This window comes from Kordia sp., assembly GCF_045105435.1.
GTDB lineage: Bacteria > Bacteroidota > Bacteroidia > Flavobacteriales > Flavobacteriaceae > Kordia.
Genome location: NZ_JBGCDL010000008.1, coordinates 1 through 13,798 on the forward strand (window position 1 = coordinate 1; position 13,798 = coordinate 13,798).

General features: G+C 34.1%; 13 protein-coding genes, 1 tRNA gene and 1 pseudogene. 6 read left to right on the forward strand and 9 right to left on the reverse strand.

The features are described from left to right. Positions 1-616: pseudogene (locus AB8B65_RS00255) on the forward strand (hydroxymethylglutaryl-CoA reductase); the annotation flags it as partial. Continuing rightward, complete coding sequence (locus AB8B65_RS00260; RefSeq protein WP_405298781.1) at positions 616-1,563, forward strand: GYDIA family GHMP kinase; 948 nt, start codon at positions 616-618, stop codon at positions 1,561-1,563. The pseudogene AB8B65_RS00255 and the gene AB8B65_RS00260, both read left to right, overlap by 1 nt. Positions 1,564-1,663: 100 nt before the next feature. Here AB8B65_RS00260 and AB8B65_RS00265 read toward each other — a convergent pair whose 3' ends face one another. The 7 genes from AB8B65_RS00265 to AB8B65_RS00295 all read right to left on the reverse strand — a co-directional run bounded on the left by AB8B65_RS00265 (position 1,664) and on the right by AB8B65_RS00295 (position 9,388). Further along, positions 1,664-3,775 carry a peptidylprolyl isomerase gene (locus AB8B65_RS00265; protein WP_405298783.1) on the reverse strand — a complete coding sequence of 704 codons (2,112 nt, stop codon included), beginning with the start codon at positions 3,773-3,775 and terminating at the stop codon, positions 1,664-1,666. A gap of 96 nt (positions 3,776-3,871) precedes the next feature. Continuing rightward, positions 3,872-5,149: a hemolysin family protein gene (locus tag AB8B65_RS00270; RefSeq protein ID WP_405298784.1), complete on the reverse strand. Its 1,278-nt coding sequence runs from the start codon at positions 5,147-5,149 to the stop codon at positions 3,872-3,874. Further along, positions 5,150-5,344, reverse strand: a complete 195-nt coding sequence (locus AB8B65_RS00275) for a hypothetical protein (RefSeq protein WP_405298786.1) — start codon at positions 5,342-5,344, stop codon at positions 5,150-5,152. A 32-nt stretch (positions 5,345-5,376) separates the two neighbouring features. After that, positions 5,377-5,949 carry an LPS export ABC transporter periplasmic protein LptC gene (lptC, locus tag AB8B65_RS00280; protein WP_405298787.1) on the reverse strand — a complete coding sequence of 191 codons (573 nt, stop codon included), beginning with the start codon at positions 5,947-5,949 and terminating at the stop codon, positions 5,377-5,379. Positions 5,950-5,952: 3 nt separating this feature from the next. Next, on the reverse strand, positions 5,953-7,326 hold the full coding sequence (locus AB8B65_RS00285; protein ID WP_405298788.1) for a tetratricopeptide repeat protein: 1,374 nt from the start codon (positions 7,324-7,326) through the stop codon (positions 5,953-5,955). A gap of 18 nt (positions 7,327-7,344) precedes the next feature. Continuing rightward, entirely contained in the window at positions 7,345-8,658 is a 1,314-nt protein-coding gene (locus AB8B65_RS00290) for a hypothetical protein (RefSeq protein WP_405298789.1), read from the reverse strand. After that, positions 8,651-9,388: a type III pantothenate kinase gene (locus tag AB8B65_RS00295; protein ID WP_405298790.1), complete on the reverse strand. Its 738-nt coding sequence runs from the start codon at positions 9,386-9,388 to the stop codon at positions 8,651-8,653. The genes AB8B65_RS00290 and AB8B65_RS00295 overlap by 8 nt, the downstream gene beginning before the upstream one ends. 99 nt (positions 9,389-9,487) lie before the next feature. On the opposite strand from AB8B65_RS00295, the gene AB8B65_RS00300 reads away from it, so the two are divergent. After that, positions 9,488-9,560 (forward strand) — tRNA-Phe (locus AB8B65_RS00300). Positions 9,561-9,705: 145 nt separating this feature from the next. Continuing rightward, positions 9,706-9,879 (forward strand): hypothetical protein, encoded by a 174-nt coding sequence (locus AB8B65_RS00305; protein WP_405298791.1) that lies wholly within the window; start codon positions 9,706-9,708, stop codon positions 9,877-9,879. 156 nt (positions 9,880-10,035) lie between these two features. Here the strand turns inward: AB8B65_RS00305 and AB8B65_RS00310 are convergent, their stop codons facing one another. Continuing rightward, complete coding sequence (locus tag AB8B65_RS00310) at positions 10,036-10,854, reverse strand: T9SS type A sorting domain-containing protein (protein ID WP_405298792.1); 819 nt, start codon at positions 10,852-10,854, stop codon at positions 10,036-10,038. A 206-nt stretch (positions 10,855-11,060) separates the two neighbouring features. Continuing rightward, on the reverse strand, positions 11,061-12,077 hold the full coding sequence (locus AB8B65_RS00315) for a helix-turn-helix transcriptional regulator (protein WP_405298793.1): 1,017 nt from the start codon (positions 12,075-12,077) through the stop codon (positions 11,061-11,063). Between the two features lie 206 nt (positions 12,078-12,283). Here AB8B65_RS00315 and AB8B65_RS00320 point away from each other — a divergent pair, with 206 nt between their 5' ends. Both AB8B65_RS00320 and AB8B65_RS00325 read left to right on the forward strand, forming a co-directional pair. Next, a complete protein-coding gene (locus AB8B65_RS00320) occupies positions 12,284-12,835 on the forward strand; it encodes an exonuclease domain-containing protein (RefSeq protein ID WP_405298794.1) in 552 nt (183 codons plus the stop codon). A gap of 110 nt (positions 12,836-12,945) precedes the next feature. Next, the gene (locus AB8B65_RS00325; RefSeq protein ID WP_405298795.1) at positions 12,946-13,488 is read left to right on the forward strand and encodes a hypothetical protein; all 543 of its coding nucleotides are present in this window, start codon (positions 12,946-12,948) and stop codon (positions 13,486-13,488) included. The last annotated feature ends 310 nt before the right edge of the window (positions 13,489-13,798 follow it).

Below are 13,798 nucleotides of genomic sequence, written 5' to 3' on the forward strand. Positions count from 1 at the left end.
CGAAGTAAGTTGTCCTATTGAAGATTTAACCGAAAACGAATCGGTTGACGCAAATGAGTTTGCAGAGAAGTTTATTCGTGCAATACAAATTGCTAAAACAGAAGCGTAGCGCGCTGTGACGCATAATAAAGGAATTATGAACGGAATTGACGCCGTAGTGCTAGCTACTGGAAACGATTTTAGAGCTATTGAAGCCGGAATTCATGCCTACGCAGCCAAAGATGGACGTTATTCGAGCTTAACACATGCCGAAGTTGTAGATGGTATGTTTAAGTTTTGGATTGAAATTCCATTGTCTTTAGGAACTGTTGGCGGCTTAACCTCTTTACATCCGTTGGTAAAATTAGCACTAGAAATGTTAGGAAAACCAAATGCTAAAGAATTAATGCAGATTGTAGCCGTTGCCGGATTGGCACAAAACTTTGCCGCTGTCCGTTCGTTAGTAACCACTGGGATTCAAAAAGGACACATGAAAATGCACTTGATTAATATTTTGAATCAGTTGGAAGCTACGGATGCTGAAAAAGTACATTTTGTCAATTATTTTAAAGATAAAACAGTTACACACAGTGCTGTAGTGAATGCATTTACAGCCTATAAATCGCAACATGCCTAATGAATTTTTATAGCAACGGAAAGTTATTACTATCAGGTGAATATGTCGTATTGGATGGCGCCAAAGCATTGGCAGTTCCTACGAAATACGGACAATCACTTACCGTTACTCCTATTGACTTACCAAATCCGATTGAACCTCCAAAACTCGTTTGGAAAAGCTACGATTTTAGAGATATTATCTGGTATCAGCGTTCTTTTGAAATAGATTCTTTTCGCAATAAAGGTAGCCATACTGATGCTGTAAGTCAGACCTTGCATGGTATTTTACAAGAAGCCAAGCGTTTGAATCCTACATTTTTAAATGGAGAAAGCAGCTTTGAAGTACAAACGACCTTGAGTTTTCCTCAAAATTGGGGATTAGGCTCTTCTTCTACCTTAATTCATAACATTGCACTTTGGGCAAATGTAAATCCGTACACACTTCTTTGGAATGCTTTTAAAGGAAGTGGTTATGATATTGCTTGCGCGAAACACAACTCGCCAATCATTTACGAGCTGCAACAACAAGCACCAAAAGTGACTGAAGTCGATTTTTTACCTTCGTTTAGCAATCAGTTGTACTTTGTACATTTAAACAAAAAACAAAACAGCAGAAACGCTATTGAAAGTTATACTGCCCGAAAAGGCACCATTGCGAACGAGATAAAGGTGATCAATGCAATTACTATTGAAATGACTAAAACAAATTCACTAGTCGATTTTGAATTGCTTTTGAAAGAACACGAACAGTTGATTGCAGATATTATTCAAGAAACACCTGTACAAGAACGTTTGTTTGCCGATTATTTTGGTCAAATTAAAAGTTTAGGTGCTTGGGGCGGCGATTTTGTTTTAGCCACAGGAAATGATGATACCGAAGCTTATTTTGAAGCAAAAGGCTATGAAACTGTGATTCCTTTTGATGAGATGATACTTTCTGAACCCAATACAGATTCTCAAATTTAAAAAACTCTAAAAAATATATTCCATAAAAAAACCTGTGAAGTTAGTTTCACAGGTTTTTTTATCATTCTATATTTAGAATGTGATCTTTTGCTATTAAAGCTTAATAGAAAATACCTCTGTTATCTTCAATCTCTGAAGTACTCTTCAGTGCACTGAATACAGAAGTTGCAGCATTTGTAGCTCTTTGCGCTCTTAATGCATTACTTTCTGCTAAGTATGTTTCTTTTGCTGGTGCAGGCGCTTTCGTTACAATTTGAATCATGTACACTCCATATTTTCCTGCGATTAATTTTGAAGTATCGCCTTCATTTAATGCAAAAGCAGTTCCTACTACTCTTTGCTCTTGTCCTGCTCCTGGAATAACTGGAGATTTCATTGATAACGAAGTTGCTTTTGCTTCTGGTTTTCCTGCTGCTGCTGCTAAAGCTGCCAACGTTGTATGTGAAGCATATTTTGATTTGATTATTTCAGCTTTTTTCTCGTTTCTAAGTACTGGCAATGCTCGTGCAGATGCTTCTGGAATTGAAGAAAGTCCTGCTGGATTTTTAGCAGTTAATTGTACTACAAGAGATCCTGTACTTAAAGAAACACGATTTACGTCACCAACTTTTGTATCGTCTTTAAATGCCCAACGAATAGCTTCACGTTGTTCTGGCATACCTGCTATTTTTGCATCTAAGATTTTGATACTTTTTACAGGTTTTACTTCGTAACCTTTTTCTTTTGCGATGTCAACAAAAGCAGTTGAAGATTTACTTGCATCTGATTCAAATTTAGATGACACTGTAAATAAATCTTTCAATGTTTGCTCTGTTACTTCTACCTGCTTATTGATCGTTGCTAGTTTTATAGCTTTCTGTACGTTTTTTTGATCTTCAATTTCAATAATATGGAAACCAATAGGTGTTTCAACAACATCGATTGTTCCAATTTCTTTTTCGTATGCAAAAGCCTTAAAATTTGGTGTTAGCTTTTGTGCGCTACCAGCATTGAACCAAGCTAAATCTCCACCTTGTGCTGCAGAAGTATCATCTGACATTTCTTTTGCGATGTCGGCAAATTTAGATTTGTCTCTTTTTACGATTTTTAAAATACTGTCTGCTTGTGCTTTCGCTTGTTCTTTTGTTTTTTCTAAATTTGGTGCAGCTCCTGCAGAACCAGCATAACGAAGTAAGATATGTCTTGTTTTTACAGAATCTGGCAATTGTTTTGTATCTAACAATCTAGAAATTTTGTATTGCGTTCCTGCTTTATAAGGTCCGTACACATCTCCAACTTCCATAGCCATCATATCTGCTGCTGCTGCTTTAGGCAATAGACTTGCGTATGTGAATCTTTCTAATTCGTTTGTTTCTGTGTTTACATTAGCATAGACAGTTGCATCCTCAGCTTCAGCAAAACCTTTTTTGAAGTCTGCTACTGTTTTCTTCGCTAATTCTTCATCAGATTTTGATGGTGCTTCAGGGAAGAATACATATTGAATGTCTCTTGATTCTTTTGCTTGGAATGAAGACTTGTGCTTGTTGATATAGTTTTGAACATCACTATTTTTAACTTCAGCAGCTTTATCTTCAATAGAAGTGTAAGGAATGTATACATACTTGAACGTTACTTTATCGTTTTCCGCTCTGTATGCAAGCTCTCCTTCTTTTACCGTAACAATTGAACCTGCTTTTACCAAGTTGTTGTATAAGGCTTTTTTAGCTTCTATGATTGTAGATCTTTCTCTACGTAGCCATTCTTGGTATTTAGCCATGCTTTCTGGAGACACATTTTTTGTAGCTTCAAGATTGTCTATATATTCTTTTAGTTTTGCTTCTACGAATACACCAGATTCATCTTGGAACAACTGGCTACCTGTAATGCCTGGGCTTGCCACTATAAGATTCCAAAGTTGGTCTTTTTCGATTGTGATTCCCAATTCATCTAATTGTTGTGTAACTAATAGATTATTTACTTCTCTGTCCCAAAGTCCGCCTACGACTTGCATCGTACTTTGACTAGATCCGTAAATACCTTTAGCATATTTTACTTGGGCTTCGAATTGGTCGTAAGGAATCCCTTCTCCATTTACAGTTCCTATTTCTGTTGGTCGTTTTTCTCCTCCGCCATTGTTGTTGAACACGTCAGATATTACGAAAGCAAAAAGCGCCAATCCGATGATTAGGATTAGTACTAATGTACGTTGTCTAATTTTTGCAAGAATTGCCATTTATCTTCAATTTTATGAAATTCAGTGGGCGAAAATACAATTTCCTACTAAATAATAAAAGAAGAACCGCGTATTAATTCGTTAATTTTAGGGATTTTAATCTTCAGAGAGAATTTGAAGTTGAATTGTATCGATTTTAGTACTGGATACTTCGACGATTGTAAACTTTAAATTATTGATGATGATGACTTCATCTTTCTGCGGAATTTCCTCAGTTTCACCAACAATTAAGCCACCTATAGTCTCGTAATTTTCACTTTCAGGAAGATGCAGTTTATAGGTTTCATTGATATAATCAACTTCCAAACGCGCAGAAAATAAATATTCGTATTCACCAATGCGCTTTTCGAGTAATTCTGTAACATCATGCTCATCTTCTATTTCTCCAAATAGTTCTTCAACAATATCTTCTATAGTGGCAATTCCGGAAGTTCCGCCATATTCATCTAAGACTACAGCAATACTTTTTCGCTTTTTTGTCAATACATTTAACACATCGTTTGCCAACATTGCTTCGGGCACAAATACAACAGGCAAGACAATGCTTCGAATGGTTTTTGGCTTTTTGAAAAGTTCAAAAGAATGTACGTATCCGATGATATCGTCAATTGTATTTTTATAGACTAATACTTTAGAATAGCCTGTTTCTGAGAAGAGTTTGGTAAGGTTTTGCGTTGTTTCGCGAAGTTCTATTGCTACAATTTCCGTTCTAGGAATCATTACTTCACGTGTTTTTACCGCAGAAAATTCTAATGCATTTTGAAATATTTGAATTTCAGAATCTACATCTTCATCATGATGTCCAGCTTCCATTTGCTCTGAAATGTAATCACCAAGTTCCACTTTACTAAATTCGAGTTGCACCTCATCACCTTCTGTTTTGAAGAATTTTTTTAGGACAACATTCGAAATCCACATGATAAATTCAGAAATCAACCAAAACAATTGATAGAAGATGTATGCGGGAATCGCTAAAAATTTAAGCAAGTTGTTTGCGTAGATTTGAAAGAACACTTTTGGCAAAAATTCTGCTGTTACTAATATGACTAAAGTAGAGACAATGGTTTGAAACAGCAGTTCATAGTCAACCGTTATGTATTGGTTGAGCCATGGCGCTTCGCGAACCCATTGCGTGATCAAATCGCCCATAAAAAACCCATAAATTACAAGTGCTATGTTGTTTCCAACGAGCATCGTAGCAATAAATTTTGAAGGTTTTAGTGTAAGTCGCCTCAAGACTTTGGCAAGAATTCCATCTTGCTTTTTTTCTAATTCGATGTGAATTTTGTTCGCGGAGACGTACGCGATTTCCATACCTGAAAAGAACGCTGAAAACAGTAATGCCGTTATTATAATGAGCAACTGTACTTCCATTTATTTGTCTTTTTTGTAGTCTTCAAATTTTTTCTCGTAGAATCTTCTAAAGAAAAACATGAATAGTGAAATTACTGCAAATCCGACAAACATGTAATCAATTTTCCCTTCGCTATTCCACGCTTCAATTACTTTGTAAATAGATAACGCAGCTACGATAAGGTATAGAAATTTAGTGTAGTTTAAGACTTTCACAGTGGTTTGATTTTTGTTAGATTATTGAGCTTTTATTTATCTTTTTCGTCAATAGGAATAGAACTATCATAGATTTCGTGCGCATCAATTATAGTAAGATTCTTGTTGAAATCGATTCCGTTGGTTCCTTGGATTAACACACCATATTCGCCACTCATTTTGAATTCTCCTTCTGTAAAAATCCATTCTTTATCTTGATCCCAATACAATTGTGGCGCTTCTAATATGTTTCCATCGTGTGTTTTTAACACTACATTTCCCTGTAAATCTACTAATCTTGTGTCACTATACAAAATAGCATAGTCAGAAGTTACCACACTTTTATTATTATCATCATCAAAAAACTCAAGAACAATTCCTTTAGGAAACTCCATGAAAGGAAATTTTTGATTGGAAAAATCTTTGTTGTACGGACTTCGTAAGGTAGATTTTACTTTTCCGGAATCGGTATACACTAAAAACATATTTTCGGCTTCACCGACAGGAAAACGTTTGTTATAGGAAAGTTTTTGAATTTCGCTATAGTTGTCCTGACATGAAAAAAGCATTGTCACAATAAATATTGTGACAATGCTTTGTAATATATGTTTTTTATGTAATTTCATTAATTATAGGTTTGGAATTCTTACGCTTCCACCGATCCAGCAGTTTAAAGGAATTGACGCTCCACTTTTTAATCCTCTACTGAATACATCTGCTTTACTTGGCGCAGATTTCATGTATGAATCTACTGTTCTGTTAGCAATACTTTTTAAAGAAGGATCAACTTGACCCGCTTTTCTTGCCATTTCAGCAGCTTTCCAATATCCAGCTCTTTTTGTGAATTCGTCTTTTCCACACTGGTTTACACTTGAAGCATATAGTTGTGCAATTTTTAAATACGCTCCACCTAATGATGGATTGTTTTTTACCGCATCTAAGTAATACTTTCTAGCTTTTGATTTTTGACCTCTTTTCTTTGCTTTGCTCGCAATTTTATAAAGTAATCTTGCTTTTTTGATCGGATCTTTCTCCATGTCTAACGACTGGTTCAAGTACTCTTCAGCTCTTGTTAAGTTTCCTTTTCTTTCGTAGATTCCAGCTAAGTATCTTTTTGAGTTTGCAGATGGCTCTAATGCATCTACCGCTTCAACTAACTCTACGAATAATGGATCTTCATCACATCCTTTTGCATCTAATCTTCCAGCAGCTCTTTTTAACCAAAGTGAATTGCTTCTGTTTGCATCAAAATTCTTTCTAAATAAAGGAATTAACGTTTCACAAGTTGATACTTTTTCTATCAATGCTTCCATGTTTCCTGAGAAAATTGCTATTGCTTTGATATTTGTATCTGCTACTTTTTCTTTTCTTTTTTCTTTTGACGTCAACTCTTGTCCTGATTCTTTTTTAGCGATCAGTTCATTTTTAGTTTTCGCTAATCTTTCACTTTCAGATTCAAATTTTTCAGTTAACTCTTCAAACTTCTGAATTAGGTTTTCTAACAAAACTCCTGAATCGCCTGTTTGATACATGCTGTAGTATAATTCGAAATACTGGTATAATGATTTTGGATTTTTGAAGTTTACCAAATCTGTTTTGAATGCTTCATCAAATACATCATACTGACTTTTTACGTCACCTATTTTGTAATCAACCATTAACGTTCCTATATCTCCTAATACATCTCCTTTTTTTGTTTTTGCAGGAACGTTTGCAATTCTATCTCTATATAATTTTATTAACTCTTCTGCTACAGCTTTTTTATCTGTTGCTTTTTTAAGTTTTGCTTTATAGATTCTTTCACCGTAAGCGTATATTGCTGAACTAACAGAGGGACAATCTGTTCTTAGTTCATTTAACTGTGTTTCCGCTTCTGCATAGTTTTTCGCTTTTGCATTTTCAGCAAATAGAGACAACTTCGTCTTACAATCCTGTGCATTTAAAGTTGTGAAGCTCGTTACCGCAAACAACCCTGCAACCAATAATGTAATAGTCTTCTTCATTTGTTTAATATTTATCGATTAATTGTATTTTCTTTTTATGAACCATCTATCGTTTAATGATAGACTTAAGTGGAAGTTCACGTAATTTTCTTTGATCAATCCTGAGTTTACTGTTCCTCTTTTTCCGAACTCTACACCTAGGTTTATATTTGATAATGATCTCGCCACTGGTAGTCCTACTCCAAAAGATATGCCAAAATCGTTTATAGCCTCATCACGAACCATAATTCCTGTGTTCTCATAACGAACTCCAGCTCTATATGTTACTCTTTCCCAGTAATTTGTAAATGAATTATATTTTGGAATATAAAATCCTCCAGCAGCTATTTTTGAACCGTTGTCGTAATTTACATTTTCAATGGTTGTGAGTCCATTTCCAAAATCACTATTGTTTTGCAGTGTATATTCTGCACCTGCAAACCACTTATTTCTTTCACCGATTCCAGCTCCGAAAGCAATTTTTGATGGCAAAACTAAATCAGTTTTTGTTCTATCTCCTAAATCCACTTGATCTACTTGTCCAGGACTTACAATTTCTCCACCATTTCCAGTAACATTCAACGCTGTTAATACGCGCGAATTTTTTGAAGTTAAATCTGATTGCGGTGAAAATGTAAGTGATGTTGTTAACGAGAGTTTATCATTAAATTTCGTTACATAATTAGCTCCTAAATTATAACTTAGTCCACTTAACCTTGATTCGTCTCTTGAACGAGTTCCGTAATTTAAGGTTCTAAAAAACAAACCACTGTCTGTTAGTTCTCCCAAAAACTCGGTATTTTGGTTTTCAATAGTTCCGAAGTTGTAGTTTACTGTTCCTCCAACAGATAAACCTTTCATAATTTTATATCCTAAAGAAAGGAATACGGAGTTTAAACCTCCTTCACCTTCATATTGAGCAAACTTGAATGGTGCAGAAGCAATTCCTGTTTCACCTATTCCCTCAAAATTGTATCCAACCGACGTGAGTGGCATTATACCAAAACCAACTCCCATTTTACTTGAAATCGGAAAAGCCACAGCGAGGTAGTCTAACGCAGTTGATGAACCTTTATCGGTTCCTGCATCACTTTTTAATCGCAATTGGCTATAACTAGCTCCAAGTGTGTATGTCGTAAATTTTAAATTCCCATACGCTGCTGGGTTCTGTAAATTGATATGAATACTATCTGAATAGATACTCATCCCTCCCATACTTCTGTTTTCTGTTGTCCCTTTAAACTTTAAATCGCCAATTCCGAGGAAAGAATACGGGGAAGACGTTCCTTGTTGTGCTATACTACTTTGGCAGATAAACAACAAAATTAATAATCCTAAAAACTTTCTAATCATTATATCTATTATATTCTAAAACATTATTCAATCCTTGTAACAAGAATTTTGAATTCGCAAATATGGTATTTTTTAACCTTTTAGCCAAGAAATTAGTGTCGCCGCCTGTTAAAATAACTGTTAAATGTTCAAATTGTTCTTTATAACGTTCAATTATCCCATCAATTTCGGTGATTACTCCTACGCTGACTCCAGAATGAATAGCAGTTTCTGTAGAGTCGCCAATGTAACTTTCTGGCATTTTGGGTGCTAATAATGGGAGATTTGCTGTTAGTAGATTTAATGTTTTATATCGAAGTTGCAATCCTGGTGAAATTCCACCTCCAAGATATACTTCTTTATTTGTTTTAAAATCATACGTTATACAAGTTCCTGCATCAATGACAAGCACGTTTTGCTTTGGGTATTGCGTTACGGCAGCCACGACCAATGCAATTCTATCAACACCTAAAGTTTCTGGCGTTGCGTAATTGTTTTGAAACGGAACCTTTGTTTTGTGTGTTAGTGTATGGACTTTGATATGAAGTGTTTTTAAAAATGCTTTCGTATCATTACTCAACTTTGTCACTGATGAAGTGATCATTTTATCAATATCAGCATACTCTTTTAAAATTTTTTTAATTTTTTTTTGAAACAGTTCTTTTTTGAAACTTTCATGCGATAGCATTTTATCTTCTTGAAAAACAGCCACTTTTACGTATGTATTTCCTGCGTCTACTATTAAATTCATTGATGGTTTTTAGAGATTGCTAATTTAAGAAACGTTTTTTTTTCAAAATAGTTTTGTCAAGTTTAAAAAACTCTTATATTTGCATCCGCATTTGACACTGGTGCCTTAGCTCAGTTGGTAGAGCAAAGGACTGAAAATCCTTGTGTCCCTGGTTCGATTCCTGGAGGCACCACTAATAAAATGTATTTTAAAAATCTCAACAGCAATGTTGAGATTTTTTATTTCTACACTTTTGGTACTTTTAAAAAGTAAGGCATTCCCATAAATACTTATCATTCCATTTTAGTAATTTTAATGCTAACTCTTAATTTTAAATTATGAAAAAAAGAACTTTGAAACCACTAAAGTTAAACAAAAAGCAAATCACAAACCTAAGTCTTGAATCGTTAAAAGGAGGAAACACACAATATTTCCATTGTGCTAGTATTTATTGCTGGGAACAACCTAAAACAGGCGTTGTAACTTGCCCAACTATCACTTGTAATTGTTAATTTTATCCCTTTATATTAGGTATATCTTCAATAAATAAGATGTTAAAAAGGAGTAAAAAACAGTTTTCAAAAGATTTACAATAAGTTAAATCATTAAAAAAACAAAAAGCGCCATTCTCTCGAATGGCGCTTTTTTAATATAATTTGGTGTTATTTTTACTCTTTAATCAACTTCACTGTTTTTGATCCTGAAATTGCTTTTATTTTTGCAAAGTAAATTCCTGTTGGTAAACCTGTCATGTCAATTGTTTCCAAGTTAGATGTCTTGTTTAATACAAGTTGCCCGTTTACATTAGTAACCTCAACAGCTTCAATATCTGAAACTCCTGTAATAGTAGCTACATTTTTTACTGGGTTTGGAAATACATTTACTCCTGTCAATTCTACTTCAGAAGTGCTTAATGTCATAAAATCAAACGTAGATGGTGCTGTTACAGCTGCTGCGTTTGGATCTACTACATTTACAAATTCAGCCATTCCATTATCAATCATATCCGCTTGCATGAAAGATTTTAAAGGCGTTACTGCGTTTGCTAATGCTGAATTGTTTTCTAGTATATAAATATCTCCCATTGTAGGGCTTCCATTTACTGTAAATGTATACATTGTAGAGTTTGTTCCTGCTGAAGGAGCTGATAATGTAGCTGGACTTCCTAGAGTTTCTGTGACTAAGTATCCATCAATAGTAGGTTGTGCTACGTTAGTTCCATCAAAGAAGGTAGCACTAGCAGCACCTCCTAATGAAGTTGCTGACCCTGTATCAATTGTTACACCATCAGGTACGATAATTGTAAATCCGTAACTCTGTACAGAAGTAGCAAAGTTATTAGCACTTGCATTTGGCACAGCTTGTATTGAAAAGCTGTAACCACCATTGTGCGTGAGTGTGTAGGTATACCCATCTTGCGCATTCACTTTGTTTGCAAACAATGCAAATGTTGCACATAATAGTAAAATAAAAGTAGTTTTTTTCATGTTAATTTGTTTAAATTTCTGGTAATTGTTCATTTTATTTGGTGACAAAGTTAAGAAAAAATACTAGATGTACTATAAAATATGACGTGAGGATAAGAATTATCAATTTTCCAGCACAACATTGACAATTTTATTTTAAATTATAGTATACATTTTACAATTCATTTAGCATGAAAGATATTATAAATCCTAGCATTATAAGTATTTTACGCTGTAGTGTATTTTATTACTGCTGCTTGTAGTTTTTTGCGAATGCGTTTTCTCAATATTGGCGGTTCAATGACTTCTATACTATCGCCAAAACCAAGAATTAAACGTTCCAATTCAAAATTAACATGTACTTGTAATTGCACCGTAACACTTCCATCTTGATGTACCGAAATAATTTCTTGCGTGTTATGAAAAGGCTTCGTAGTTACATACGGCGCATTGCTTTTGTCTACTTTTAATACAATGCGTTGAATGTGCTTTTCGGCTAAAACCGTGACACCAATTGTATTTTTATAATACTCATCGCCATTAAAGTTTTCATTTCTATATGGAATGTCTAAATCGTAATCTACATTCATAATTCGATCCAAAGCCAAAGTCATAATATTGGGTTTATTTCCAGAAACACCGACTAAAAACCAACGATTGTTGTATTCTTTTAATATGAACGGATGAAAAATAACTTCTGAAGCTGCTCTTGCTTTGAATGATCGATACGTCAAACGCAGCACAATCTTTTTTAGAATTGCCTGATACAACAAGTCTAAATGTTGTAAACCTTTCAATTTTTCGTTTTTGTCTAAATGAATAATGGAAGCTTGATGCGTTTTTTCTGTATATACTTTATCTTCCAATCGTTGTATGATGCCTCCTAATTCAGAAAACAACGAGAAATCTTTAAACTGTTTCAACATTTCAACCGTTTCCGAAAGGACATTCATGTCGTTTTCCGTGAGCGGAATATCTGTGATAGAATAATCTTCATCTTCATATCTATAAAACTTACGATCGTACACTACAATTGGTGCATTATAACCCAATTTGTCACTTCGCATCATTTGAATATCCAATTGAACCGTTCTGCGACTTACATTCACTTCGCGTCCTTCATACTCATGTAAAACGTCAGAACATGCTTCAATCAAATCGTTTAATGTCCATTGACGATACTTGTTTTGCAAACATTTATCAATGGTTTTATATCGAATTAGTGCATTTTTATTAATTGCCATCTGTATACTTTAAATTTAAAATCATCTACTGCGAGATAAAACTCAATATATCTAAATCTCGATTATCGAGTGAAAATAACAAAAAATATGAAGTGCGTAAAAAGATTGCGCAGATAAATTACATTCTTTGCAGAAGTTCTTTACATAGTAGTTGTGCGTCGGCTTCATCTGTCAAACAAAAATTATTTTAAACAATCATTAAAAAGATGAAAACAACAAACAAAATCCTAGTGGTAGACTTAGAAGCTACGTGCTGGGAAAATGATGGTGAATACCAACGAAATCACAGTGAGATTATCGAAATTGGTATTTGCGAATTGGATACCCTTTCGGGGGAAATTTCCAATCAACAAGGAATTCTAGTAATTCCTGAACATTCCGAAATCAGTCGGTTTTGCACAGAACTCACATCAATTACACCCGAAATGGTAGCGCAAGATGGCGTTTCTTTTGAAGATGCAATTGATATACTTTTTGACGAGTATGATTCGTCTGCATACACTTGGGCAAGTTACGGCGCGTATGATCGTAACAAAGTCATTGAGCAGTGTAGACAAAAAAATGTTGATTTCCCGTTCGGATATCAACACATAAACGTCAAAGAAGAGTTTAGACGTTGCAATCGAATGCGACGCGGCATTGGAATGGCACGCGCATTAAAACAACTTCGGATTCCTTTAGAAGGAAAACATCACCGAGGCGTTGATGATGCCAATAACACCGCAAAAATCTTACATTGGTGTTTAAATAATCAGTAAGATGAATTTATAAATTTTGATTAGCCTTTTGGCTAATTTTTTTTGCTTAAAATTAAACTACGCACAAATATTGCGCACTTCATAAGCATCTTTGTGTCAAAGATAAGATCATGGAAAAGTTAAGATCAGAAATATATAATACTTTAGTTGAAAAAGCTAAAAATATATTGAAGAAAAAACATCTTTTGATTATTGGTAAAACAGAAATTGAAAGGCGCAATTTCGTTAGTGAAGTAATACAACATGCAAATTTAGAAAGCTTTCGTTTTCCTTCAAAAATGAAAGTATTTAAAGAGTATTGTGATTTTATAAAAAAAGAACAACTTTATATACCTTGGTATGAAGCAAAAAGATATAACATAAATCAAATTTTAGAGTTTCATTACGATTGGCTTTCAGAAAACAATTCACTTATAATCATGGAGGAATTTGAATCAATGGAGGAAAGATGGAGAATTGAATTATTAAGAATATGCTTAAATGAAATTGATACTCGCAAAAAGAATGACAAAAAAATTCATTTAATTATTTCTCAAAAAGAAGAAGATGGACTTATTGAGAAACTTTCTGAAGTAATTCATCTTAGAGAAAATGAAAGAAGAACCCAAAAGCAAGTTGTTGAACAAAATATAGAAATTATTGACCTTTCTTAATTAAAGACAAACTCATTTTCGTTTTCATATACATCTACGTAAAAAGATTGCGTACTTCTTCGCTACATTAGCAAAATATCTAAAGGTAAACTCGTGAAGCATTCATCAAGAATTCGCATTCATAAATCAAGACAAACCTTAGCGTATATAAATCTCGATTATCGAGGAAAGTTCATTGAAAACACTTTTGAAACAAGTTTCCGAAAGATATATGTGGCAACAATGTCACATATAACTTTTAAAAAACGAAAATTATGAATTGGAAAATTCAAAAACTACTCGATGGAGAAACCATCATTTCAAAAGAACC